Below are 23899 nucleotides of genomic sequence, written 5' to 3' on the forward strand. Positions count from 1 at the left end.
TCGTCGATCATTCGCGGGTATGGAGGTTCAGTGTCGGTCCGAGGGCCGTTTCGTGTTGGTGACCGGGTTCAGCTGACCGACTCCAAGGGGCGGCACTACACCATGGTGCTGGCCGAGGGACAGCAGTATCACACCCACCGCGGCGCGCTGGCGCACGACGACGTGATCGGTGCGCAGGAGGGTTCGGTCGTCACGTCGGCAGGCGGCAGCCACTATCTGGCGCTGCGCCCGCTGCTGCCGGACTACGTGCTGTCGATGCCGCGCGGCGCGCAGGTGATCTACCCGAAGGACGCCGCGCAGATCGTGATGTGGGGCGACATCTTCCCGGGCGCGCGGGTACTCGAAGCGGGCGCCGGTTCCGGCGCGCTGACCTGTTCGCTGCTGCGGGCGGTCGGTTCGGAAGGCACCGTGCAGTCCTACGAGATCCGGGACGACCACGCCGAGCACGCCGAACGGAACGTGGAGAAGTTCTTCGGCCACAAACCGGACAACTGGTCGCTGACGGTCGCGGACCTGTCGACGCACACCGGCGAGGTCGACCGCGTCGTCCTCGACATGCTGGCGCCCTGGGACCAGCTGGAGACGGTCGCCGCGCATCTGGTGCCCGGCGGCGTGCTCACGGTCTATGTGGCGACGGTCACACAACTTTCGAGGATCACGGAAGCCTTGCGGGACCAGCAGTGCTGGACCGAGCCGGAATCGTGGGAGACCCTCATGCGGCCCTGGCACGTCGTGAGCCTCGCGGTGCGGCCGGATCACCGGATGGTCGCGCACACGGCTTTCCTGCTGACGGCGCGCCGTCTGGCCGACGGGACCGTGTCACCGCGGGTCCACCGCCGTTCCGGCAAGGGCTGACCCGGCTCCTAGGTGTTTGTTGGGTGCCAAGTCCGTGAAGGCCCCCTTCCCTCGGCTGAGCCGAGGGAAGGGGGCCTTCACGCGCGGCCGCAAGTTGCAAGTGGAACGGCGCCCCTTGAGCGAGTTTTCGTCAGCGCTCGACAGACATCACGGCACGCACCACTTGCCGTCGCGCTTCTTCAATGGGAAGGGCGTGTCCTTCCGGCCGCCCGCGCCCTCGACATGCACGGTCACGGTGGCGGAGTCGCCACCGACCTTCGGCGGATCCGGGACGGTCGCGGACACCTTGCCCGCCGCCTCCCACTTCCGCTTGAGTTCGGCCAGATCGGCCGACGACTGCTGGACGCAGGTGAGTTTGCCGAACGCCGTCGCGTCGTGATTGACGATGGCGGCGGCGATCGCCTTGCCGACCACCTCGACCGCCGCCACGTCCGGATCCACCGGGACCGGACGGGACGAACTCGGCCACGACGTGGGCGTCGCCGAGTCCGGCGCGGCCGGGTCGGAGCCGGACGGGGCCACCAGGAGCAGCCCCGCCACGACGCCGACCAGGACCGCGCCGAAGCCGGCGAGAACGGCGATCAGCCTGCTGGACACCGGTTCCGGATCAGCGCTTCGCGCCGGTGAAGCACCAGAGGTCGGATTCCTTCTTGAAGTTGAGGGTTCCGGTCTCGGTCTTGCCTTCCGTGGTGGCCGTGATCGGGAGCTTCGCCGTGTCCCCGCTCGTCGCCAGTTCCCCGGCCTTCACGAGCTTGAGGTCCTTGGCGACGGAGATGTCGTCCTTGGTGTTCACGCTGCGGCAGGCCGACTGCGCGACGACCTTGCCGTCATGCGCGTTGTAGGCGTTGAACACCGCCTCGGAGACCTCTTCCGGCGTCGCCTTGCCCAGCGGAGCCGGTCCCGAACCCTTGGGGGTCGACGAGGTGCTCGGCGAGCTGGACTTGCTCCGGGTGGACGAAGTGGACGGCTTCGAGGACGACGAGGCGGAACCCGTCGGGGCGGCGCTGCTGGAGCTGGCAGGCGGGGCCGCGGTCGGGTTGTCGTCGCCCGAGTTCAGGGCGATGACGAGGGCGGTGACACCGCCACCGACCAGAACGACCGCGCCGATCGCGATCCCGACGATCAGACCGGTCTTCTTTTTCTTGGGTGGCTCGCCCCCGTACCCGCCGCCTTCCTGCGGGTAGGCGTTGTAGCCGCCCTGCTGCTGCCCGTACGGATCCGCCTGGCCGAACTGCTGCGTGGCGCCGGGGTATCCCTGCTGGGGCTGAGGACCGCTCTGCGGGTAGCCGCCCTGCTGCTGGCCATACGGATCCTGCCCGTACTGACCGGGCTGCTGCTGGCCGTACTGGCCGCCACCGGGGTATCCCTGCTGCGGCTGGGGACCGCTCTGCGGGTACCCGCCCTGCTGGCCGTACGGATCTTGTCCGTAGCCGCCGGGCTGTTGCGGCGGGTAAGTCATGGCTGTTGCCCCCTAGCTGTTCTGCGAAAATGCTCAACACGACCTGCCGGTCCGCCTCCCCGGCGAACGTCGGCCCGATGCTAGCCACCGAGCCGGATCGCCGCTCGATTAGGGCCGAACTGATACCGGAAACCCGTTTGCACCCGGTCGGAGCCGGGTATCCCGCCGCAGGTCAGGCCAGGTGGACGGAATGTGACCAATAGAGTGCCGGACCCGGCACCGGGATGGCCCCTTGCGCGTCGTGAACGTACGTGCTGTGAGGTCGTCCGGAACGCGACGCGCCGATCTTGTGATGCGGAAAGGCCTTTTATTGTCGGTGATCGCCGGTACCGTGGAATGAAAAGCACTCCGAGGAGGTGCCCGATGCATCATGACCTTCCCGGAGGTCGGCGCGAGGAGGCCGACCCTTCAGAAACGACCGGAGCTGGAACCACGTCCGACGAGCAGGCACGTCAAATTCGCTTCCTCGAGGAGGAAGTGGCCCTGCTGCGCCGGAAGCTCACCGATTCGCCACGTCAGAACCGAGTGCTGGAGCAGCGACTCGCCGAGGCGTCGGAACGAGTGAGCCAACTCACGGAACGCAACACGAAACTGGTCGAGACGCTCCGCGAGGCGCGTGGCCAGTTGCTCGCGTTGCGAGAGGAGGTCGACAGGCTGGCCCAGCCTCCGAGCGGTTACGGCGTGTTCGTCACCGCTTACGAGGACAACACGGTGGACGTGTTCACCGCGGGCCGCAAGATGCGGGTTTCGGTCTCACCCGCGGTCGAGGTCTCGTCCCTGCAGCGCGGACAGGCGTTGCGGCTCAACGAGGCACTCACCGTCGTCGAAGGCGGTGACTTCGAGCGGATCGGCGAGGTCTGCGCGCTGCGCGAGGTGCTGGCACCGGACGTCGAGGGCGGCAGCCCCCGTGCGCTGGTGGTCGGGCACGCGGACGAGGAGCGGGTCGTCCTGCTCTCCGATCCGCTGGCCGAACAGCCCCTCAAGCCGGGCGATTCCCTGCTGGTGGACTCGAAGGCCGGTTACGCCTACGAGCGCGTGCCGAAGGCGGAGGTCGAGGATCTCGTGCTGGAGGAGGTGCCCGACGTCCGTTACGAGGACATCGGTGGCCTCAGCAGGCAGATCGAGCAGATCCGCGACGCCGTCGAGCTTCCGTTCCTGCACGCGGATCTCTACCAGGAGTACCAGCTGCGCCCGCCCAAGGGCGTGCTGCTCTACGGGCCTCCTGGTTGCGGTAAGACCCTCATCGCGAAGGCGGTGGCCAACTCGCTCGCCAAGAAGGTCGCGGAAGCACGCGGTGACGCGGCGGACGGGAAGTCCTACTTCCTGAACATCAAGGGTCCGGAGCTGCTGAACAAGTTCGTCGGGGAGACCGAGCGGCACATCCGCCTGATCTTCCAGCGGGCTCGGGAAAAGGCCTCCGAAGGCACCCCGGTGATCGTGTTCTTCGACGAGATGGACTCGATCTTCCGCACCCGCGGTTCGGGCGTGTCCTCCGATGTGGAGACCACGATCGTCCCGCAGCTGCTTTCGGAGATCGACGGTGTCGAGGGCCTGGAGAACGTCATCGTCATCGGCGCCTCCAACCGCGAGGACATGATCGACCCGGCGATCCTGCGGCCGGGCCGGCTCGACGTCAAGATCAAGATCGAGCGTCCGGACGCCGAAGGCGCGAAGGACATCTTCTCCAAGTACCTGTCCGACGGTCTGCCGATCCATTCGGACGACCTCGCCGAGTTCGGCGGCGATGTCCGGGCGACGTTCGACGCGATGATCCAGCACACGGTCGAGCGGATGTACGAGGAGACGGACGAGAACCGGTTCCTCGAGGTCACCTACGCCAACGGTGACAAGGAAGTCCTGTACTTCCGTGACTTCAACTCGGGCGCGATGATCCAGAACATCGTGGACCGGGCGAAGAAGTCGGCCATCAAGTCGGTGCTGGAGACCAAGCAGCCCGGCCTGCGCGTGCAGCATCTGCTGGACGCGATCGTCGACGAGTTCGCGGAGAACGAGGACCTGCCCAACACCACCAACCCGGACGACTGGGCCCGGATCTCCGGCAAGAAGGGCGAGCGGATCGTCTACATCCGCACGCTCGTCACCGGCAAGAACCAGGACTCGGGGCGGGCGATAGACACCGCCACGAACACCGGTCAGTACCTGTAAAGCGAGCCGAAGGGGCCCTTCGCCGCAGGACATGCGGCGAAGGGCCCCTTCGTTTCACGCGGGTGTTTTCACGGCGACGGCTTCTTCGGCCTTCTTGCGCGGCTTCAGGCGCCCGTGCGCGGCCAGGATCCCGAGGACGACGAGCAACGCGCCGACGGGTTGGTTCCACGCCAGTGGCTCGTCGAGGACCAGGACTCCGAGCAGTACACCGACCACGGGTGTGAGGTAGGTCACCGCCGACGCGTTCGACGCGCCCCACGCCGCGATGATCGACGCGTTCCAGGCGTACGCGAGGCCGGTGCCCAGCGCCCCGAGCGCGATCATGCTGAGGACGATCGGCGTGTCGAGGTGTACCGGTGCCGTCGCGATGAACGGCGCGAGCAGCAGCATCACGACGGAACCGCAGCAGACCTGCCCGAGCGCGATGGTCGGCGCGTCGAGGTTCCGCCAGGAGATGAACCGCCGCATGTAGACGAACGAGATCCCGTAGCAGGTCGTCGCGCCGAGACACGCGAGCTGCGCGGTCAGCTCGTGCGAGACGTCGATCCCTTGCCAGACCCCGACGATGGTGAGCACGCCGAGGAAGCCGAGGACGAGGCCGGTCGTGCGGGCCTTCGTGAACCGCTCGGACGGCAGGGCCGCCGCCGCGATGAGCATGGTGATCAGCGGGGTCGTCGCGTTGAAGATGCTGGCCAGCCCGGAGGAGATGTACTGCTCGGCCCAGGAGAAGAGCAGGAACGGGATGACGCACAGCAGGACGGACACGACCGCGAGATGGCCCCAGACGGCGGGATCGCGGGGGAGTGGCTTACGCCGCCAGGCGGCGATGGCGATCAGTGCCACCGCGCCGAGGCAGACGCGGGTAAGCGCCACCTGGGCCGGCGACAGACCGGTGAGCCCGACTTTGATGAACAGAAAACTCGCGCCCCATACGATCGCGAGTGCCGCGAATCGGATCGCGATACCGAAACGTCCCAATTGTCCTTCTCTCGAGTTCTCAGCTTCGAACTCAGTGAATCGGGAATCGCTTGGGCGCTCCAGCGGTTTTCGGACGATGTGTTCGACGCCTCCCGCGTGGCGCTACGCCCTACCGTGCGTATAACGACCTATACTCATCGGCTGTGAACGAATCTTCCGGCCGCCCGCGCGCGCCGATCACCGAGGCCGATGTCCTGGCGTGGCTGGAAACGACGGCGGCCGCCGTCCGGGCGGGAGAGATGAGCGCGCCCGAGCTCATCGAGCTGCTGGGCGAGTTGCGGCGCGCCTCCGCGGCCTGTGCCGACGCGTCCGACTGGGCGCTGCTCGCCGCCAGGGAGGAGGGTGCCAGCCTCCGCCAGATCGCGCCGGTGTTCGGCAAGGGTTACGTCCGGGCTCCGGCGGCCCGGCTGGAAAAGCTCCACCGGCAGGCGCAGAACTCGGGCCAGTGGCTCGCGATCCTCCGCCACAAGAACGAAGGAGCCCGGTGACAGACTCGGAGATCGGCGATCGGATCGCCGTCGGACTGGCGGCGCTCGGCAGGCCCGCGTACATCAACCTCGGCCGGGCCGAGGCGCTCCCGCCCGGACGCGAGTTCGAGGCGATGCGCGCGGCGACCTACGACGTCCTGGACGACGCGTACCGCGCCGGCGTCCGGTGGATCGACGTCGCCCGTTCGTATGGTTCTTCGGAGGAGTTCCTCGCCGGCTGGCTCACCGATCGCGCGCACCGCGACGTGACGGTGTCGAGCAAATGGGGCTACCGCTACGTGGGGGAGTGGAAGCTCGACGCGGAGGTGCACGAGGTCAAGGAGCACACCGCGCCGCGGTTCGTCGAGCAGTGGGCGGAAACCGTTGGCCTGCTGGGGAAAGCCGTCTCGCTCTACCAGGTCCACTCGCTCACTGTGGACAGTCCGCTGTTCACCGACGAGCGGCTGATCGGGGCGCTGGCCGAACTCGCCGCCGACGGTGTCCCGGTCGGCTTCTCCACGTCCGGCCCGGCGCAGGCCGACGCGGTCCGCCGGGCGTTCGAGCTGGAAGTGGCCGGGACGCCGGTGTTCAGCGCCGTGCAGTCGACGTGGAATCTTCTCGAACCCTCCGTCGGCCCCGCGCTCGCGGAGGCGCGCGCCGCCGGGAAACAGGTGCTGGTCAAGGAAACCGTCGCGAACGGGCGGCTGGTGGTCGAACCGCCGCCGTCGCTCGCGCGGATCGCGCGCGAACACGAAGCGGGCCCGGACGCGGTCGCGATCGCGGCGGTGCTGGCCCAGGAGTGGCGGCCGGTGGCCGTCATCGGCCCGTCGAGCACGGCTCAGCTGGCGGAGAATCTCGTTGCGGCGAAGGCGAAGCTGACCGCGGACGAGCTCTCGGAGCTGGCCGCGCTCGCCGAAGAACCGGTGGCCTATTGGCGGCACAGGTCCTGCCTCGGCTGGCACTGAGGGCCTGGACTAGTCTCGCGGCAAACGTCAGGCGGGACATCCGGGGAGGGTCGAGGGTGCGTCATCGGCAGGTGCTCGCGGTGGCGACGGTCGCGCTGTTCGGTCTGTCGGGATGCGCCGACCGGCCCAACGACCTCGACACCTACTACGACGACCCGACACCGACGCCCACGGTCGAACCCGCGCAGCCTTCCGTCAAGCCGCAGGCCGCCCCGGTCCCGCCGCCGTCGACCCAGGCTCCCGTCCCCGCCGCGGTTTCCGCCGCGTTGCTGACCGACGAGGACGTCGCCGAGGAAGAGGTCGTCCCGGGCGAGAGCAAGGTGTCCGGCTGTCTGACCGGACTGACCCGCGGCACGAGCCGTTCGACGGCGTGGTCGTACCCGAGCGGTTCGACGCTGGAACATCAGGTCACGGAGTACACCGACCGCGACGCCGCGGACGTCGTCGCCCAGGCGGACTGCGAAGGCAAGAAGCTCACGCTGACGAAGCAAACCGGCGTCGAAGCCCAGCGCGCCTGGTGCGAGGGCACGACGTGCACGGTGTTGCTCGCCAAGGGGAAACTCGTCTCCGCCCTCAGCGTGACCGCCGGGACCGAGGCGCGGGCGACGGACGCGGCGAAGCGGCTGCTGCCGATCGTCGCCCAGCGGCTCCGTTCGGTCTAAACCGCTTCCCGCCTGAACCACTCCAGCGCGCCCAGACGTCCATCCGGGATGAACCCGCTGTCCGGATCGTCCAGCCACAAACGCAACTCGCGCAGCGTCAGCCACCGTCCTTCGACCACTTCGGACGGCTGATGGACGAAAGGACCGTCCCACCGCGCTTCGAAGGCGAAGTTGTGAGCCCGGATCGTCTCGTCTTCGGTGACGTGGACGAAAAGCGGCCGCAGTTCCACTCCGTGAACACCCAGTTCTTCGGCCAGCTCCCGGCGGGCGCATTCCTCCGGGGTCTCGCCTGCCGCGACGATGCCGCCTGCCCAGCAGTCCCATGTGGAGGGATAGACGTCCTTGGTGGCCGTACGGAGATGCACGTAGACGCGCTCCCCGTCACCCGAACGGACCAACACCACGCCCGCCGCGTGCCAGAGGCCCTCGGCACGGACCCGGGAACGGGTGGCCGCTCCCACCACGGTTCCGCCGAGGTCATAGAGCGCAACGAGTTCGTCACTGCCTGACATGGGGGGCATCGTCGCACGCCCCCGACCCCGTAGGGTGGTGGGTATGCGGCGGATCATGGGAACCGAAGTCGAGTACGGCATCGCGGTGCCGGGCGACGCGACGGCGAACCCGGTACTTACCTCGACTCAGGTCGTGCTGGCCTACGCGGCCGCGGCGGACATCCCGCGGGCGAGGCGGGCACGGTGGGACTACGAGGTGGAATCGCCCCTGCGCGACGCCCGTGGGTTCGACCTCACCGGCCCGAGCGGCCCAGGGCACGACCCGGACGTCGAGGACCTCGGCGCGGCGAACGTGATCCTGACCAACGGGGCGCGGCTGTACGTCGACCACGCTCACCCGGAGTACTCGGCGCCCGAGGTGACGAACGCGCGTGACGCGGTCATCTGGGACAAGGCGGGGGAGCGGGTCATGGAGGAGGCGGCGCGCAAGGCCGCCACCGTCCCCGGCCAGCCGCCGTTGCAGCTGTACAAGAACAACGTCGACGGCAAGGGCGCGAGCTACGGCACGCACGAGAACTACCTGATGCAGCGCTCGACGCCGTTCACTGCGGTGATCGCGGGGCTGACGCCGTTCTTCGTGTCCCGCCAGGTGGTCACCGGTTCGGGCCGCGTGGGTGTCGGGCAGCAGAGCGAGGAAGCGGGCTTCCAGCTCTCGCAGCGCTCCGACTACATCGAGGTCGAGGTCGGCCTGGAGACGACGCTCAAGCGCGGCATCATCAACACGCGCGACGAGCCGCACGCCGACGCGGACAAGTACCGGCGCCTGCACGTCATCATCGGCGACGCCAACCTGGCCGAGTACTCGACGTACCTCAAGGTCGGGACGACGGCGCTGGTGCTGGACCTCATCGAGGCGGGCATCCGGTTCGACGACCTGAAACTCGACGAGCCGGTGCGGGCGGTGCACCAGATCAGCCACGACCCCACGCTGAAGGCGAAGGTGTCGCTGGCCAACGGACGGAAGTACACCGGGCTGGACCTCCAGTTCGCCTACCACGAGATCGCGTCGGCGAACCTGGAGCGCACCGGCGCGGACGAGGCCTCCAAGGAGGTCCTGCGAGTCTGGGGCGAGATCCTGGACGCGCTGGCGCGGGACCCCCAGGAATGCGCGGACAGGCTGGACTGGCCGGCGAAGCTGCGGTTGCTCGAGGGCTACCGCGCGCGGGACCAGCTGGCCTGGGGCGCGCCGCGGTTGCGGCTGGTCGACCTGCAGTACTCGGATGTCCGGCTGGACAAGGGCCTGTACAACAGGCTCGTCACCAGGGGTTCGATGAAGCGCCTGGTGTCCGAGGAGGAGGTGCTGGAGGCGATCACGACCCCGCCTTCGGACACCAGGGCCTATTTCCGGGGCCGCACGCTGGAGAAGTACGCCAACTCCATCGCCGCGGCGTCCTGGGATTCGGTCATCTTCGACGTCGGCAGGGAATCGCTGGTGCGGATCCCGACGTTGGAGCCGTTGCGGGGCACGAAGGCCCACGTGGGGAAGTTGCTGGACGACTCCGCGACCGCCGAGGAGCTGGTGGAGGCGCTCACCGGTTCGGACTAGCGGGATTTCCTTTCATCGGGGTTAAGCGATCACGGATCCCACGGAATGTCGGGACCGCTGGGTAGGCTAGGAAACATCGGCCACACCGGGAGGCGAGATGGCTCAGGAAAAGATCGAAAAGCACGGCGGCGGCGACTCGGACGAAGAGTTCGAGGGTGGCGGTCCGGCGGGCCAGGAGCGGCGCGAGAAGCTCGGTGAGGACGTCGACACGATCCTCGACGAGATCGACGACGTACTCGAAGAGAACGCCGAGGACTTCGTGCGCGCGTACGTGCAAAAGGGCGGCGAGTAACCGTCTTCCGGCGGCCCTCGTGGGGCCGCCTGTGCGGAGCCGGCGGATCACACAGATTGGAACTTTGAGCACGTATGGAACACACCTCGGGTAAGTCGGCGCTGCCCGCCGCGTACTTCTCGTCGGCGACCTCGTCGTTCTCGGACTTCCTTCGGGCGCAGGCGCCCGAGCTGCTCCCGGAGCGGCGCGTCTCGGCCGCGTCGAGCGGGCTGGACGTGCCGCACGGGACGACGATCGTCGCGGTCAAGTTCGCGGGCGGGGTGCTGATCGCCGGTGACCGGCGGGCGACGGCGGGCAACCTGATCGCTTCGCGGGACATGGAGAAGGTCCACGTCACCGACCAGTACTCGGCGGTGGGCATCGCGGGCTCGGCCGGGCTGGCGATCGAGATGGTGCGGCTGTACGCGGTCGAACTGGCGCACTACGAGAAGATCGAGGGCGTTTCGCTCTCGCTCGACGGCAAGACGAACAAGCTCGCGGGGCTGGTGAAGTCCAACCTCGAAATGGCGATGGCGGGCTTGGCCGTGCTGCCGCTGTTCGTCGGGTACGACCTCGACGCGGAGGACGCGAAGCACGCGGGCCGGATCGTCTCGTACGACCCGACGGGCGGGCGTTACGAGGAGAACGCCGGGTATCACGCCATCGGCTCGGGTTCGCTGTTCGCGAAGGGCTCGCTGAAGAAGCTGCACGACCCGGACGCGGACGCCGAAGCCGCGATCCGGACGGCGGTGGAGGCGTTGTACGACGCGGCGGACGATGACACCGCGACCGGCGGACCGGATCTGGTGCGCCGGATCTTCCCGACGATCGTGACGGTCACCGCGGAGCAGGGTGCGGTGGCGTTGCCGCTCGAACAGACGACCGCGGTGGCCGAGGCGGTCGTGGCCGGGCGAGCCGAGCGCGGGCGCTAGGTCGCGACCTGACCGACTTCCCTGTCCCTTTCCGATGAGAGCCAGAAAGAGCGGAGCACCACAGTGACGATGCCGTTGTACGCCTCTCCCGAGCAGTTGATGCGGGAGCGTTCCGAGATCGCGCGCAAGGGCATCGCGCGTGGCCGGAGCGTGGTCGTGCTCAAGTACCGCGGTGGCGTGCTGTTCGTGGCCGAGAACCCTTCGGCGACGTTGCACAAGGTGTCTGAGATCTACGACCGGATCGGTTTCGCGGCCGTGGGCCGCTACAGCGAGTTCGAAAACCTCCGTGTCGCCGGTATCCGGCACGCGGACCTGAAGGGCTACCAGTACGACCGGCGGGACGTCAGCGCGCGTGCGCTGGCGAACGCGTACGCCGCGACGCTGGGCAGCATCTTCACCGAGCAGCTGAAGCCGTTCGAGGTCGAGGTCTGCGTCGCCGAGGTCGGCGCGACGGCGGCCGAGGACCAGCTGTACCGGTTGACCTACGACGGTTCGATCTTCGACGAGCCGCAGTTCGTCGTGATGGGCGGGCAGGCCGACACGCTCTCCACGAAGCTGAAGGAGAGCTACGAAGCGGATCTGGAGCTGGGTGTCGCGCTCGGTGTCGCGGTGAAGGCGTTGCGCGACAACACCCCGGCGCCCGCCAACGGTGACTCGGACCCGGTGAAGCTCGAGGTGGCCGTTCTTGAGCGGGACCGTCCGGGCCGCAAGTTCCGCCGGGTCGCCGGTGCGGCGCTGGACGCGCTGCTGCCTGCCGAGCCGGACGAGTCGAAGAAGGACGATGCCGAGGGCGACAAGCCCGAAGGTGAGTCCAAGAAGGACTGAGCCTCGCCGATACGTGAAGGCCCCCTCCACTGCGCTAGACGCAGTGAAGGGGGCCTTCACGTACTGCAGGGGTGCTGTGCACAGTGGACCCGTCACCGGAAGCGGTGGGCGAAGCGTGACTCGCGTGATCAGGACCGGAACTCGCGTGATCAGAGACGGAACTCGGTGAACGTCGTCTGATCACGCGAGTTCCGTCTCTGATCACGTGAGATCGCCGCCTGATTACGCGTGATCCGCCCATCTCGCCCGATTGCGACATGCCGTGAAGGCCTCCTTCCCTACCTTGACAGTAGGGAAGGAGGCCTTCACGGTGTCAGCGGCCGGGCCTGGGATCAGGCGGGGCCGGTGCCCCACCACTGGCTACGGCCGCCGGCGATGAAGCTCCACAGCTGGAGCCGCGTGCCGTTGCTGGCCGAGTTGCCCTCCGCGGTCAGGTAGCGGCCGCCGCTCGGGTTCTGGAACCGGACGTAACCCTCGGGGTTGACGGTGCCGCCCCACCACTGGTTCTTGGCACCGGCGATGAAGTCCCAGAGCTGGACGACGGTGCCGTTCTTGTTGATGGAGTTGAGGTCCGCGTCCAGGTAGCGGCCGCTGGCCACGTTCTGGAAGCGGGTGTAGCCCTCGGGGTTGTCGGTGATGTAGAACGCCTGGTGGTCCGCGTCCATGTTGCAGTCCCAGACCTGCATCTTGGTGCCGTTGCGGTTGATGGTGTTCAGGTCGGCGTCCCAGCACTTGTTCCGGTCGAGACCGGACGGGATGAGGTACATCTCCGCGTCGGCGACACCGGCGGCCTGGGTGCGGGCGCCGCTCGGGGTGCGCTTGACCGGGATGAGCTTGAACCCGTTCACGGTGACCGTCTTGAACCCGTCGCCGGTGGGCTGCGGGGCCGCGGTGGCGGCAGGTGCGGTGACCAGCGTGAGGACACCCGCGGCGGCGGCGATGATTCCCGCCAGACGCTTCATTTTCGTCATTTTCTCTCCCCTTTGTGGAAAGCGTTTTCTCCCAGTGAGATGAAGGGGAACGGCAGAAGACATCAGGCCGCGACGAAACGCGGCCTCGTGGCCATACCGGTGAATCCCCCTCGTGGAAGGTTCCGCGTAAACCCCCGAGAAGCGGACCTTCTGCGAACATCATTCAGGTCTGAACCACGGTAGTCGAGGAGATTTCCGGTAGCGGCAATAAAGCAGTTCAGCGATGTAACGGAATGGCCTGGCTCGCGATCACACGGCAACGACTTCGATCAAGGCGAGGACATCCGTGCGCATCGAGCTGACGTTGCAGGACCTGACGCGCGTCCGACTCGCGCCCGAATCCGATCCCTTGGCCGAGCTGGTTTCGAGCCTGCAGATCCTGCAGCGGCGCGACGCCGGATCGGCGTTGTTCAACCGATGGCGGCACCGGGTCCGGCTGGGGCTGGCGGAGTCGGCGTCGGTCCTGCTGTGGCTGTGCCGCCCGTACGCGCCGATCCCGGCGTTTCTCGTTCCGGACACGGACGAAGGCGGTTTGGAGGCGGGGCTCGCGGAGATCGCCCGGACCGATCCGGTGTGCCTGAAGTCGGCGCTGCGGAACGCCCCGGTCAATCGCGAGCTGCCCGCCTGGGCGGCGGGACTGCCGGACGGGGACACCGCCGGGCTGCCGAAGCTCGTCCAGGCGATGCAGGATTACTTCGAGCTGTCGCTGGCGCCGGGATGGGAGCCGGCGCGGGCCCAGGTCGACGCCGACCGGGGGATGCGGGCGCAGCTGTTGCTGCACGACGGCGTGGACGCGGTGCTGGCGAGCCTGCGGCCACTGGTGCGCTGGGCGTCGCCGGTGCTGGAGATCGGCGACGGGATCGTCGGTTCCTGCGGCACCGGGGGAGCCGGACTGACGCTCTCGCCGACCTACTTCGCGGTGTGCCCGGTGATCGTCCCGGCGTCGGGCAAGGCCTCGGTCCGGCTGCTGTACCCGTCGGTGCGGCAGGCCGCGCCGTCGACCGGGTACGGCCGTGACGTGCGAAGATCCCCGGACACCGCCCTCGCCGACCTGCTCGGGCCGACCCGCGCGGCGACGCTCGCGGTCCTCGCGGTCGGCTGCAGTACCTCTGAGCTGGCCGCGAGGCTAGGCGTGACAGCCTCGGCGGCCAGCAAGCACACCACCGTGTTGCGGCGCGCCGGGCTGATCACCACCGAACGCGACCGCAACGCCGTCCTGCACTCGCTGACCCCGCTGGGCACCGCTCTCCTGGGCGCCTAGGCCATGTCTTAGAGACGGTAGATGGTCAGCGCGCTGGGGCGCGACCGGAACAGGAAGTCGTTGCCGAGCGGGCCGACCTCGCCGTCGGTGGCGACGCGGCGGTTGCCGTTGAGCAGCCGGACGTGCAGCTCCGGGACGTCGAGTTCCTGGTAGACGTGGCTGGCGTTGAGGCTGTTCGTGATCGTCGCGAGGATGAACCGCGCCCGCGAGTAGGGCAAGTCGGCTCGCAGGTAGCGGACGTCGAGGAGGCCGGTGTCGAGTGCCGGCCGGTGCGAGGGCGCGAACCCCTTCGGTGAGTAGGTCCCGTTGCCGACGAACAGCAGCCAGATGCTGGTGTTCTTGCCGTTGAGGGTCACTTCGAGCGGTTTCGCGCGCCGGAGGGTCCGGGCGAGCGCGATCGCCGCGGACGGCCACTTCGGATGCCGCTTCTGCAGCTTTTCCCTGATCCGCACCATTTCCGGGTAGCCGCCGAGGCTGGCGGTGTTGACGAAGTAGCGGTGGTCATCGTCGTCGTTGATCTCGACCTCGCCGAGGTCGACACCGACGGCGTTGCCCGCTTCGGTGGCGGCGTCCGCGTCGGGCATCGAGCGCATGCCGACGTCGCGGGCGAAGTGATTGAGGGTGCCCGCCGGGATGAGCGCGAGCGGGAGGTCGTGGTCGGCCGCGACGGCGGCCACCGCGGCGACCGTCCCGTCCCCGCCGGCGACACCGAGCGCGCGCACCGTGTCGTCGCGGGCGGCGATCTCGTCGCAGAGCTGTTCGCGCAGGTCCCGCTTCGAGTCCGGGTACAGGATGGTGGCCTTGGGCCAGGCGAAGCGGGCTTCCTCGGTCGGGTCCTGGCCGTCGATCCCGGAATGCGGGTTGACCAGGACGAGCATGTCTTCGCCGTCGCGCATTTCGGGTGCTTCGGCGGTGTGCGCGGTGCGGCCGGGGACGTCGGGGTTCAGCGGCCACCAGTGCCGCGTCAGCAGGCCCGCGCCGACACCGATGCCGATTCCGACGCCGACGTCACTGGGCCAGTGGACGCCGGTGTGGACCCGGGAATAGGCGACGGCGGCGGCCAGCGGCACGAGGGCCGCGCCCGCTTTGGGTGATTCCATCGCGACGGCCGTGACGAAGGCGGCCGCCGACGCCGAGTGCCCGGACGGGAACGACGACGAGGTCGGGCGCCGGACGAGACGCCGGTGCACGGGAACCTCCTCGGCCGCGGGACGGCGGCGGGGGAACAGCGGCTTGCCGATCAGGTTCGCCGCGGCGCTCGCCCCGGCGATGGCGGCCACGCCGCGGAGCGCGCCCCGGCGTGTCGGGCCCTTCTTCGCCGCGAGGGCGATCGCGACACACCACCAGAGCTTGGATTTGTCGGCACTTTTGGAGAGTGCCGTGATCACGTCGTCGGCCCTGGTCATCGGCAGCGCGGCACTCCGGGCCATCAGCCGTCTGTCGGTCCGCCCGACCTTACGGAAAGGGCGCTTGAGCTGCTTTAACACGGGTTCCCCACTTCCGGTCCGGGCCGTCATGTGCGTGGTACCCGATCGGGACTTCCCGCACACCTTTCACCGAATGCAACGTACCGACCGCGTGTCGACGCCCGAACGGCGCACCTTCAGTGGGTCCTCACCGCCTACTCTGGTGGGATGCAGCGGCGGATCTTTGGCATCGAGACCGAGTTCGGGGTGACGTGCACCTTTCACGGGCAACGCAGGCTCTCCCCGGACGAAGTGGCGCGTTACCTGTTTCGGCGTGTCGTGTCCTGGGGGCGTTCCTCGAACGTCTTCCTGTCGAACGGCTCGCGGCTCTACCTCGACGTGGGCTCCCACCCGGAGTACGCGACGGCGGAATGCGACGACCTCGTCCAGCTCGTCACGCATGACAAGGCCGGTGAGCGGATCCTCGAGGACCTCCTGGTCGACGCCGAGCGGCGGCTGGCGGACGAGGGCATCGGCGGCGACATCTTCCTGTTCAAGAACAACACCGACTCGGCGGGCAACTCCTACGGCTGTCACGAGAACTACCTCGTGACCCGTGCCGGGGAGTTCTCGCGGATCGCCGACGTGCTGCTGCCGTTCCTGGTGACCCGGCAGCTGATCTGCGGTGCGGGCAAGGTGCTGCAGACACCGCGCGGCGCGGTGTACTGCCTGTCCCAGCGGGCGGAACACATCTGGGAAGGCGTCTCCAGCGCCACCACGCGCTCGCGGCCGATCATCAACACCCGCGACGAGCCGCACGCCGACGCCGAGCGCTACCGGCGCCTGCACGTGATCGTCGGCGACTCGAACATGGCCGAACCGACCACGATGCTCAAGGTCGGGTCGGCGAACCTGGTGCTGGAGATGATCGAGGCCGGCGTCCAGTTCCGCGACTTCACCCTGGACAACCCGATAAGGGCCATCCGCGAGATCAGCCACGACCTCACCGGCCGTCGCCAGGTGCGGCTCGCCGGCGGTCGCGAGGCGTCCGCGCTGGACATCCAGCGCGAGTACCACGCTCGCGCCGTCCAGCACGTCAAGGAGACCGGCTCGTCGCCGCAGTCGGAGCGCGTCGTGGAGCTGTGGGGCCGGGCCCTGGAGGCGGTGGAGCAGCAGGACTTCAGCAAGATCGACACCGAGATCGACTGGGCGATCAAGCACCGGCTGGTCGAGCGCTACCGCAACAAGCACGACCTCGACCTGTCGAGCCCGCGGATCGCCCAGCTCGACCTGGCCTACCACGACATCCGGCGTGGCCGCGGCATCTTCGACCTGCTGCAGCGCAAGGGCCTCGTGCGCCGCGTGACCGACGACGGCGAGATCGAACTGGCCAAGGACACCCCGCCGCAGACCACGCGGGCGAAGCTGCGCGGTGACTTCATCGCCGCCGCGCAGGCCGCCGGACGCGACTTCACCGTGGACTGGGTGCACCTGAAGCTGAACGACCAGGCCCAGCGGACCGTACTGTGCAAGGACCCGTTCCGCTCGGTGGACGAACGGGTCGAAAGGCTCATTTCCTCGCTCTGAATTACTCCGTGAAGGCCATCCTGGAAGGCTCTGTGGCCTCTAGGGTGGCCTTCACGGATCTTCGAGGGAGAGGTGCGCCGATGCGCCGTGCGTTGCTGGTCCTGCTGGGAGCGGTCGTCCCGTTGGCGTTCCCCGGCGTCGCGCACGCCGCACCGGAATGCCCCGATCCCGCGTGGACGGAGACCCCGACGGGCACGGACGCGCAGTTGCGCGGGCTCTCCGCGGTGGATTCCCGGACGGCGTGGGTCAGCGGCAGCAGGGGCACCATCCTGCGCACCACCGACCGCGGCCGCACCTGGAAGCCGGTCGCCCCGGCGGGCACCGAGGCCCTCGACTTCCGCGACATCGAGGCCTTCGATGCCGACCACGCGGTCGCTCTGTCCATCGGGCCGGGCGACGCGTCCCGGATCTACCGCACCGACAACGGCGGCAAGAGCTGGCGACTGTCCTTCCAGAACAGTGACCCGGCCGCGTTCTACGACTGTGTCGCGTTCTTCGACCACCGGCGGGGCCTCGCGATGAGCGACCCGGTGGACGGCAAGTTCCGGTTGCAGTCCACTTCGGACGGCGGCCGCACCTGGACGGCCGTGCCCGCCGAGGGCATGGTCCCCGCGCTCGACGGCGAGTTCGGGTTCGCCGCCAGCGGCCAATGCCTCACCACGGCGGGCCCGCGCGACGCCTGGATCGCCACCGGCGGCGGGGCCCGCGCGCGCGTCCTGCACTCCGGCGACGGCGGGAAGACCTGGGAAGCCGCCGACACCCCGCTGCTCAGTGGCGCCTCCGCCGGGGTCTTCTCGGTGATGTTCCGGGATCCGCGGCACGGCGTGGCCATCGGCGGCGACTACGCGGCGCCGAACGCGCCCGGCCCGGCGGTCGCGCTGAGCGCGGACAAGGGACGCACCTGGCGGACGCCGCCGCAGGCCCCGGTCGGCTACCGGTCCGGGCTGGCGTGGCTGGGGAACGCGGTCATCGCCGTCGGCCCCGGCGGGAGCGACCTGAGCCCGGACGGCGGACGGCACTGGAAGTCGTTCGACACCGGCTCCCTGGACTCGGTCGACTGCGCTCGCGGCGCGTGCTGGGCGAGCGGGGCCAAGGGAAGGGCCGCCCGGCTCGCCGGGTACTAAGCTCGAAGGACCATGACCGCACACGCGCGACCCGTTCCGGAGACCACCGAGCAGCTGGTCGAGGTGCTCAAGGCGCTCGCCAACCCGATCCGGCTCCAGGTGCTCGGCTGGCTGCGTGAACCGGACCGGCATTTCCCGCCGGAGAGGGCGATCGCCGACCAGAACGAGGTCGGCGTCTGCGTCAGCCACCTCCAGGAGAAGCTGGGGCTCGCGCAGTCGACGGTGTCGGCGTACATGGCGTTGCTGCAGCGCGCCGGGCTGGTCCAGTCCACCCGGGTGGGGAAGTGGACGCACTACCGCCGTGACGAACAGCGGATCGCCCGGCTCATCGACCTGCTGGGACGTTCCATCTGAGCCTCGGGAATAACATATCGAGAATCTGCGATACTTCGATATGTAGGACTCGACCTGAGGAGAAGACAGATGGAACTGGGGCGTTTCGGGATCTGGACGTTCGACTTCGAGGACCAGCCCGCGAGCATGCTGCGGGATTCGGTGCGAGAGCTGGAAGAACTCGGCTGGCCCGCGATCTGGATCCCGGAGCGAGACGGACGTGAAGCGCTGACCCACGCCGGGTTCCTGCTCGCGTCCACCGAACGCCTCGCGGTGGTCAACGGGATCGCGCGGATCGGATCCCGCGGTGCGCGCTGGACCCGCGGCGCGGCGGTCCTGCTGGCCGACGCCTATCCGGACCGGCATGTCCTGGGGCTCGGCTTCGGCGGGGCGCAGCCCGGCGTGAAGCCACTGGAAGCGATGAACGACTACCTCGACGAACTCGACGCGGTCACCAGTGCGAACCCGCTGCCCGCCGCGCCGATGCGGCGGCTGCTGGCCGCGTACGGGCCGAAGATGCTCGAACTGGCCCGCGACCGGTCCGAGGGCGCGCACACGTATCACGTGACGGTGTCGCACACGGCCCAGGCGAGGGAAGTGCTGGGGGAGAAGGCCTTCCTCGGTGTCGAGCACGCCGTGCTGTTCGAGACCGACTCGGGCAAGGCGCGCGAGATCGCGCGCGAACACCTGCACGGGTACCTGACGTCAAAGTACAACGTCGCCAAGTTCCTCCGCCTCGGCTACACCGAAGCCGACATCGACGGCGGGCGCGGCAGCGACCGGCTCGTCGACGATCTCGTGTTCTGGGGCGATCTCGACACCGTCACCGCGAAACTGCACGGGCATCTCGACGCCGGTGCCGACCACGTCGGTGTCCAGGTCATCGGCGTCCGGCCCGGAGAGTCGGCCATGCCGCACTGGCGGCGGCTGGCCGGCTCCCTGCTGTCCTGACCGCTAGCGGACCTGGCCGGTCGGCCGGACCACGATCTCGTTGACGTCGACCGAGGGCGGCTGCTCCAGCGCGTAGAGCACCGCCCTCGCGATGTCGTCGGGTTCGAGTTTCGGCTTGGACTTCGAGTCCTCGGGGATCATCGAGGTGTCGACGAGGCCCGGCTGGACGACGGTGACCCTCACGCCGGTGCCGATGGCTTCCTCTCGGATGGAGCCCGCCAGTCCGGTCACCGCCCATTTCGTCGCCGAGTAGAGGTTTCCCGGCCGGTGGTAGCGCCCGGCGACCGAACCGGTGAGCACGAGGTGCCCCTTCGATTCCGCCAGCGACGGCAGGGTCGCCCGCGCGGTGAGAGCGGTGCCGTAGACGTTCGTCAGCACCATGTCCCGCCACTGTTCGGGATCCGCGCCGCCGTCGCCGAAGAACGAGACCACCACGCTCTGTCCCGCGTTGGCGAACACCGCGTCCAGCCCGCCGAACGTCTTCTTCACCGTCTCCACGGCGGTGGACAGCGACTCCCAGTCGGTGACGTCCGCCGCGAGCGCGAGGGCGCGGTCCTCGCCGAATTCGGCGACGAGGGGGAGCAGCGCCTCGCGGTCGCGGGAGAGCAGCGCCAGCCGGAACCCGGCGGCCGCGGCCCGGCGTGCGGTGGCCTCGCCGAGGCCGCGGGAAGCGCCGGTGATCAGCAGTACTCGATCGTTCATGCCTCCAAAGTAGGCGGCGTGTAGGTCTCCCACGCGGGCACCGGTTCGCCGGCGAGGGCGGCGCCCAGCCGGTCCAGGTAGAAGTGCCATCCCTTGGCGATGTCCGAGGTGTCCCAATCGGGCCGGGGCATCCGGTGCACGAAGTCGAGCACCGTTCCGTCGCCGTGCGGGGTCAGGGTCAGCTCCACCTGCCAGATCGGCTCGCCGGTGTTGTGCAGATCCATGGCAAGGCGTTTCGGCGGATCGCATTCGCGGATGACGGCGGGAGCCGGTTCGGAGCCCTCCTCGGCGGTCATCGAGAGCATGATCGTGTTACCGATCCCGGTCTCGCCCGTCCACGTACCGATCCAGCGAGCCGTGCGATCGGATTCGGTGAGCGCCGACCAGACGTCTTCGATCGGGTCCGGATACTCGCGCCGGAGTTCGATCCGGGTCTCCTTGTTGTCCATATCGCGAAGATAACCGGAGACTTAATTAAGCGTCAACTTATTCTTCGGTCAGGACCAGCCGGCCGCGAAGCCCGCCCTCGGCCAGTCGCTCGTGCGCTTTCACCGCTTCGGTCAAGGGCAGGGTGTCCGCGACCCGGAGCGCGAGCGCGCCGTCGTCGGCCAAGGACACCAGTCCGGCCAGCGCGGCGCCGTCCGCGCGGATCCAGACGTGCTCGACCCTGATGTCACGCAAGGGAATCGGAGCCGCCCCGGCCGCGAAGACCACGAACCGGCCTCGGTTCGCGACGGCGTCCAACGCTTCGAGCCCGAGCAACGCCGTGTCCAGTGCTGCGTCCGCGCCGCCGGGGACCACCGCTCGCACCCGGTCGCCCAGGAAGTCGCCACGAGGGACGAAAACCTCCGCGCCGAAGGACCGGACCAGTGCTTCGTCCGCAGGCCCGGCGACCGCCACCACGCGGAAACCACGTGCCTTCGCCAAAGCGACCGCGTAGCCGCCGACAGCGCCCGCCGCGCCGGTCACCAGGATCGTCGCTCCCGGCGGCAGGTCGAGCTGATCGAGCGCCTGCGTCGCGGTGAGCCCGTTCAGCGGCAGAGTCGCGGCTTCCGCAAGGGACGCGTTACGCGGGGCGGCGGCAATCACGGAGGCGTCGAGGACGACGAACTCCGCGTAGGTGCCGAGCGCGGCCGACGGCCGGTCTCGCAAGCCGATCACGGCGTCGCCCACGGTGAACCAGGTGACGCCCTCGCCCACCGCGTCGACGGTCCCGGCCACGTCCCAGCCGATCCCGAGTACGGCACGCGGCGGGATGATCCCCGCCTCGGTCAGGAAACCCGATCTGGTGGCGGCGTCGACCGGGTTGACCGCGGCCGCCGCCACCTTCAGCCGGACCTGGCCGATCCCCGGCACGGGCACCGGCTGCTCGGTGAACTCCAGGACCTCGGGTCCGCCGAACCGGCGGACCACCACTGCGCGCATCGTTCTCCTCCAAGGTGTCGTTCCCCGGCGAACGTATGGGGAGTTACTCTCCATCGGGAAGTACGCACCTCGAGGTGCCCAACCCACGCGGAGGTACGCGCACCGTGGTCACGCGCACGGCACAGGAGCGACGGGACGAGGAAAAACGGGCCTACGACGCCTATCTCGCGGCCTGCCCGGCACGGAAGCTGCTCGACGAGGTGTCGGGCAAGTGGGTCAGCCTGGTCCTGGTCGCCCTCGGCGACGGGCCCCAGCGCTACAGCGATCTCTCCCGCCGGATCGCCGGGGTCAGCCAGAAGATGCTCACGCAGACCTTGCGGACCCTGGAACGGGACGGCCTGCTGACCCGCACCGTCACCGCGTGCGTGCCGGTCCGCGTCGACTACGAACTGACCGAGCTCGGCCGGAGCCTCCGGCAACTGCTGGCCGGGATCAAGGACTGGGCGGAGACCCGGTTCGACGAGGTCGAGTCCGCCAGGGATCGTTACGACGCGCGATCGGCGGCTCTCACCATCGGGTCGGACGGCGCGGGCTAGGGTAGCCGGGTGTCCACCGCACGCGCCGAACGATTGGTCAACCTGGTCCTGGCCCTGCTGTCCACCCGGCAGTACCTCACCGCCGAGCGGATCCGCGGCATCGTGCCCGGGTACGCCGACGCGGCCAGCGACGAGGCCTACTTCCGCATGTTCGAGCGCGACAAGACCGAACTGCGCGAACTCGGCATCCCACTGGAGACCGGCCGTAACTCCGCGTTCGACGCGATCGACGGCTACCGCATCGCGCGCCGCGACTACGAACTCGGCGAAATCGACCTCGCGCCCGACGAGGCGACCGCGGTCGGGCTCGCCGTCCGGCTCTGGGATTCACCGGAACTGACGGGAGAGGCCCAAGGCGCGCTGGTGAAGCTCCGCGCCGCCGGGGTCGAGGTCGACGATCACGCCCCGACCGTCGTCGAACCGCGCGTCCGCGCCGAACCGGCGTTCGGCCCGTTGCTCGCCGCCGTCCAGGCCGGGCAGGCGGTGCGCTTCGAATACCGCCGCAGCGGTTCGGCCGAACGCAAGATCCGCACCCTCGAACCGTGGGGCGTGGTGTCGTGGCGGGGCCGCTGGTACGTCGTCGGCCACGACAGGGACCGTGGCGCGCCGAGGTGTTTCCGGCTCTCGCGCGTGACCGGGAAGGTCGACGCCTTCGGGGCGACCGGCGTCGTCGAGCGCCCGGAAGGGGTCAACCTGCTGCAGATGGTCTCCGCCAGCAGCAGCGAGGACCCGTCCGCGGCGACCACCGCCAGCGTCTGGGTCGCCGACGGCAGGGCCGCCGGGGTCCGCCGCCGGGGCCGGGTGGTCGGCCGCAGCGACGCCGGGGGAGAAGAAGGCGACCTCGTGGAGATCGAGCTGTACTACCCCGAATCCGCCGCCGACTGGCTGACCGCGCACGGCCCGGACGTCCTCGTCCTCGAACCCGAAGTCCTCGCGAAGTCGGTCTTCAGCCGTCTCGAAGCCGTCGCGCACGCCGGCGGTGCCCGATGAGCGCCACCGGACGGATGCCGCGCCTGCTCGCGCTCGTGCCGTACCTGCTCGCCCGGCCCGGTATCAAGATCACCGACGCCGCCCACGACTTCGACGTCACGCCCAAGCAGCTGCGCAAGGACCTCGAACTCCTGTGGATGTGCGGGCTGCCCGGCTACGGCCCCGGCGACCTGATCGACCTCTCCTTCGAGGGCGACACGATCGTCGTCACGCACGACGCCGGCATGAACCGCCCGCTGCGGCTCACCGGTGGCGAGGCGACGGCCATGCTCGTCGCGCTGCGGGCGCTGGCCGAGACGCCCGGCGTGGTCGACGCCGACGCGGTCCGCCGCGCCATCGCGAAGATCGAGGCCGCCGCGGGCCAGGCCCAGCCGTCGGGGATCGTCGTCGGCGGAGGAGTGCGGGAAGGCAAGAAGACCGCCGGTACCCGCGAAGCCGTCCGGGCCGCTCTCACCGCGAAGCGCGCGTTGCGGATCCGGTACTACACCGCGTCGAAGGACGAGATCACCGAGCGGACCGTCGACCCGATGCGGTTGCTCATCGTCCAGGCGGTCGGCTACCTCGAAGCGTGGTGCCGCCGCGCCGAAGACGTCCGGCTGTTCCGGCTCGACCGCATCGACGAGCTCACCGTCCTCGACGAACCCGCCGTGCCGCCGGCGCACGCCCGGCCCACTGACATTTCCGATGGTGTTTTCCGGCCCCGTCCCGATCAGCAGGAAGCCGTCCTCGCCCTCGACCCCGACGCACGCTGGGTAGCCGAGTACTACCCCTGCGAGGAACTCGACGAGCTCGACGGCGGGCGGCTGCGGATCCGGATGCGCTACGCCGACGAGTCGTGGATGGTCCGGCTCATCCTCGGTCTAGGCGGGGACGCGCAGGTGGAGAGCCCCGCCACACTCGCCGAGGCGGTTCGTCGTCGAGCGGCCGACGCGCTGGCCCGGGCTCGTCACCTAACGTCAACCTACGAGCAGTAGG

The 23899-nt window shown here is 69.1% G+C and carries 26 protein-coding genes; 17 read left to right on the top strand and 9 right to left on the bottom strand.

The genetic code is table 11. The annotated features are described in order from the left end of the window. Nucleotides 1–30: 30 nt before the first annotated feature. Nucleotides 31–855, top strand: coding sequence for a tRNA (adenine-N1)-methyltransferase (locus tag IE302_RS03230; RefSeq protein ID WP_007035384.1), 825 nt, complete (start codon nucleotides 31–33; stop codon nucleotides 853–855). 147 nt (nucleotides 856–1002) lie between these two features. On the opposite strand, the gene IE302_RS03235 is transcribed toward IE302_RS03230, so the two are convergent. Together IE302_RS03235 and IE302_RS03240 are read right to left on the bottom strand one after the other, a co-directional pair. Next, nucleotides 1003–1452 (bottom strand): hypothetical protein, encoded by a 450-nt coding sequence (locus tag IE302_RS03235; RefSeq protein ID WP_191251544.1) that lies wholly within the window; start codon nucleotides 1450–1452, stop codon nucleotides 1003–1005. A 10-nt stretch (nucleotides 1453–1462) separates the two neighbouring features. Further along, nucleotides 1463–2314, bottom strand: a complete 852-nt coding sequence (locus IE302_RS03240) for a hypothetical protein (protein ID WP_191251545.1) — start codon at nucleotides 2312–2314, stop codon at nucleotides 1463–1465. 363 nt (nucleotides 2315–2677) lie between these two features. Between IE302_RS03240 and arc the strand changes: the two genes are divergently transcribed. Continuing rightward, nucleotides 2678–4480, top strand: coding sequence for a proteasome ATPase (gene arc / locus IE302_RS03245; RefSeq protein WP_191251547.1), 1803 nt, complete (start codon nucleotides 2678–2680; stop codon nucleotides 4478–4480). Between the two features lie 54 nt (nucleotides 4481–4534). Here arc and IE302_RS03250 read toward each other — a convergent pair whose 3' ends face one another. Then, nucleotides 4535–5458, bottom strand: coding sequence for a DMT family transporter (locus IE302_RS03250; protein ID WP_191251549.1), 924 nt, complete (start codon nucleotides 5456–5458; stop codon nucleotides 4535–4537). A 143-nt stretch (nucleotides 5459–5601) separates the two neighbouring features. Here IE302_RS03250 and IE302_RS03255 point away from each other — a divergent pair, with 143 nt between their 5' ends. Genes IE302_RS03255 through IE302_RS03265 form a run of 3 tightly spaced genes read left to right on the top strand, consistent with a single transcriptional unit; the run spans nucleotide 5602 to nucleotide 7552 of the window. Continuing rightward, the gene (locus IE302_RS03255) at nucleotides 5602–5946 is read left to right on the top strand and encodes a hypothetical protein (protein ID WP_191251551.1); all 345 of its coding nucleotides are present in this window, start codon (nucleotides 5602–5604) and stop codon (nucleotides 5944–5946) included. Then, nucleotides 5943–6890: an aldo/keto reductase gene (locus tag IE302_RS03260; RefSeq protein WP_191251553.1), complete on the top strand. Its 948-nt coding sequence runs from the start codon at nucleotides 5943–5945 to the stop codon at nucleotides 6888–6890. Before IE302_RS03255 ends, IE302_RS03260 begins: the two co-directional genes overlap by 4 nt. A 56-nt stretch (nucleotides 6891–6946) precedes the next feature. Continuing rightward, a complete protein-coding gene (locus IE302_RS03265) occupies nucleotides 6947–7552 on the top strand; it encodes a hypothetical protein (protein ID WP_191251555.1) in 606 nt (201 codons plus the stop codon). Here the strand turns inward: IE302_RS03265 and IE302_RS03270 are convergent. Beyond that, on the bottom strand, nucleotides 7549–8064 hold the full coding sequence (locus IE302_RS03270) for an NUDIX hydrolase (protein ID WP_191251557.1): 516 nt from the start codon (nucleotides 8062–8064) through the stop codon (nucleotides 7549–7551). The genes IE302_RS03265 and IE302_RS03270 overlap by 4 nt on opposite strands. A 43-nt stretch (nucleotides 8065–8107) precedes the next feature. On the opposite strand from IE302_RS03270, the gene dop reads away from it, so the two are divergent. The 4 genes from dop to prcA all read left to right on the top strand — a co-directional run bounded on the left by dop (nucleotide 8108) and on the right by prcA (nucleotide 11638). Continuing rightward, nucleotides 8108–9610, top strand: a complete 1503-nt coding sequence (dop, locus tag IE302_RS03275; RefSeq protein WP_191251559.1) for a depupylase/deamidase Dop — start codon at nucleotides 8108–8110, stop codon at nucleotides 9608–9610. A 97-nt stretch (nucleotides 9611–9707) separates the two neighbouring features. Beyond that, complete coding sequence (locus tag IE302_RS03280; protein ID WP_005150863.1) at nucleotides 9708–9902, top strand: ubiquitin-like protein Pup; 195 nt, start codon at nucleotides 9708–9710, stop codon at nucleotides 9900–9902. 74 nt (nucleotides 9903–9976) lie between these two features. Next, entirely contained in the window at nucleotides 9977–10813 is an 837-nt protein-coding gene (gene prcB / locus IE302_RS03285; protein WP_191251561.1) for a proteasome subunit beta, read from the top strand. Between the two features lie 63 nt (nucleotides 10814–10876). Next, the gene (gene prcA / locus IE302_RS03290; RefSeq protein WP_191251563.1) at nucleotides 10877–11638 is read left to right on the top strand and encodes a proteasome subunit alpha; all 762 of its coding nucleotides are present in this window, start codon (nucleotides 10877–10879) and stop codon (nucleotides 11636–11638) included. Between the two features lie 332 nt (nucleotides 11639–11970). On the opposite strand, the gene IE302_RS03295 is transcribed toward prcA, so the two are convergent. Continuing rightward, on the bottom strand, nucleotides 11971–12609 hold the full coding sequence (locus IE302_RS03295) for an RICIN domain-containing protein (protein WP_191251565.1): 639 nt from the start codon (nucleotides 12607–12609) through the stop codon (nucleotides 11971–11973). 286 nt (nucleotides 12610–12895) lie between these two features. On the opposite strand from IE302_RS03295, the gene IE302_RS03300 reads away from it, so the two are divergent. After that, nucleotides 12896–13870 (top strand): ArsR/SmtB family transcription factor, encoded by a 975-nt coding sequence (locus tag IE302_RS03300; RefSeq protein ID WP_191251567.1) that lies wholly within the window; start codon nucleotides 12896–12898, stop codon nucleotides 13868–13870. Between the two features lie 8 nt (nucleotides 13871–13878). Here the strand turns inward: IE302_RS03300 and IE302_RS03305 are convergent, their stop codons facing one another. Then, nucleotides 13879–15357: a bifunctional phosphatase PAP2/diacylglycerol kinase family protein gene (locus tag IE302_RS03305; protein WP_191251569.1), complete on the bottom strand. Its 1479-nt coding sequence runs from the start codon at nucleotides 15355–15357 to the stop codon at nucleotides 13879–13881. A gap of 147 nt (nucleotides 15358–15504) precedes the next feature. Here IE302_RS03305 and pafA point away from each other — a divergent pair, with 147 nt between their 5' ends. From pafA to IE302_RS03325, 4 genes are all read left to right on the top strand, one after another. After that, nucleotides 15505–16863 (top strand): Pup--protein ligase, encoded by a 1359-nt coding sequence (gene pafA, locus IE302_RS03310; protein ID WP_007035399.1) that lies wholly within the window; start codon nucleotides 15505–15507, stop codon nucleotides 16861–16863. An 80-nt stretch (nucleotides 16864–16943) separates the two neighbouring features. Beyond that, on the top strand, nucleotides 16944–17987 hold the full coding sequence (locus IE302_RS03315) for a YCF48-related protein (RefSeq protein WP_191251571.1): 1044 nt from the start codon (nucleotides 16944–16946) through the stop codon (nucleotides 17985–17987). A 12-nt stretch (nucleotides 17988–17999) separates the two neighbouring features. Further along, on the top strand, nucleotides 18000–18341 hold the full coding sequence (locus IE302_RS03320) for an ArsR/SmtB family transcription factor (protein ID WP_191251573.1): 342 nt from the start codon (nucleotides 18000–18002) through the stop codon (nucleotides 18339–18341). 69 nt (nucleotides 18342–18410) lie between these two features. Beyond that, complete coding sequence (locus IE302_RS03325; RefSeq protein ID WP_191251574.1) at nucleotides 18411–19271, top strand: TIGR03620 family F420-dependent LLM class oxidoreductase; 861 nt, start codon at nucleotides 18411–18413, stop codon at nucleotides 19269–19271. 3 nt (nucleotides 19272–19274) lie between these two features. Here the strand turns inward: IE302_RS03325 and IE302_RS03330 are convergent, their stop codons facing one another. Genes IE302_RS03330 through IE302_RS03340 form a run of 3 tightly spaced genes read right to left on the bottom strand, consistent with a single transcriptional unit; the run spans nucleotide 19275 to nucleotide 21398 of the window. Next, on the bottom strand, nucleotides 19275–19973 hold the full coding sequence (locus IE302_RS03330; protein ID WP_191251576.1) for an SDR family oxidoreductase: 699 nt from the start codon (nucleotides 19971–19973) through the stop codon (nucleotides 19275–19277). Next, nucleotides 19970–20422, bottom strand: a complete 453-nt coding sequence (locus IE302_RS03335) for an SRPBCC family protein (protein WP_191251578.1) — start codon at nucleotides 20420–20422, stop codon at nucleotides 19970–19972. Before IE302_RS03335 ends, IE302_RS03330 begins: the two co-directional genes overlap by 4 nt. 37 nt (nucleotides 20423–20459) lie before the next feature. Then, nucleotides 20460–21398, bottom strand: a complete 939-nt coding sequence (locus tag IE302_RS03340) for an NADP-dependent oxidoreductase (RefSeq protein ID WP_191251580.1) — start codon at nucleotides 21396–21398, stop codon at nucleotides 20460–20462. Between the two features lie 104 nt (nucleotides 21399–21502). Here IE302_RS03340 and IE302_RS03345 point away from each other — a divergent pair, with 104 nt between their 5' ends. The 3 genes from IE302_RS03345 to IE302_RS03355 are packed head-to-tail and all read left to right on the top strand — an operon-like array spanning nucleotide 21503 to nucleotide 23898. Then, complete coding sequence (locus IE302_RS03345; RefSeq protein WP_191253066.1) at nucleotides 21503–21934, top strand: winged helix-turn-helix transcriptional regulator; 432 nt, start codon at nucleotides 21503–21505, stop codon at nucleotides 21932–21934. Nucleotides 21935–21943: 9 nt separating this feature from the next. Then, nucleotides 21944–22924 (top strand): helix-turn-helix transcriptional regulator, encoded by a 981-nt coding sequence (locus IE302_RS03350; RefSeq protein ID WP_191251582.1) that lies wholly within the window; start codon nucleotides 21944–21946, stop codon nucleotides 22922–22924. Further along, nucleotides 22921–23898 carry a helix-turn-helix transcriptional regulator gene (locus IE302_RS03355; protein ID WP_191251584.1) on the top strand — a complete coding sequence of 326 codons (978 nt, stop codon included), beginning with the start codon at nucleotides 22921–22923 and terminating at the stop codon, nucleotides 23896–23898. The genes IE302_RS03350 and IE302_RS03355 overlap by 4 nt, the downstream gene beginning before the upstream one ends. Nucleotide 23899 lies beyond the last annotated feature (1 nt).

Source organism: Amycolatopsis oliviviridis, from assembly GCF_014654365.1.
In the GTDB taxonomy this organism is placed as follows: domain Bacteria; phylum Actinomycetota; class Actinomycetes; order Mycobacteriales; family Pseudonocardiaceae; genus Amycolatopsis; species Amycolatopsis oliviviridis.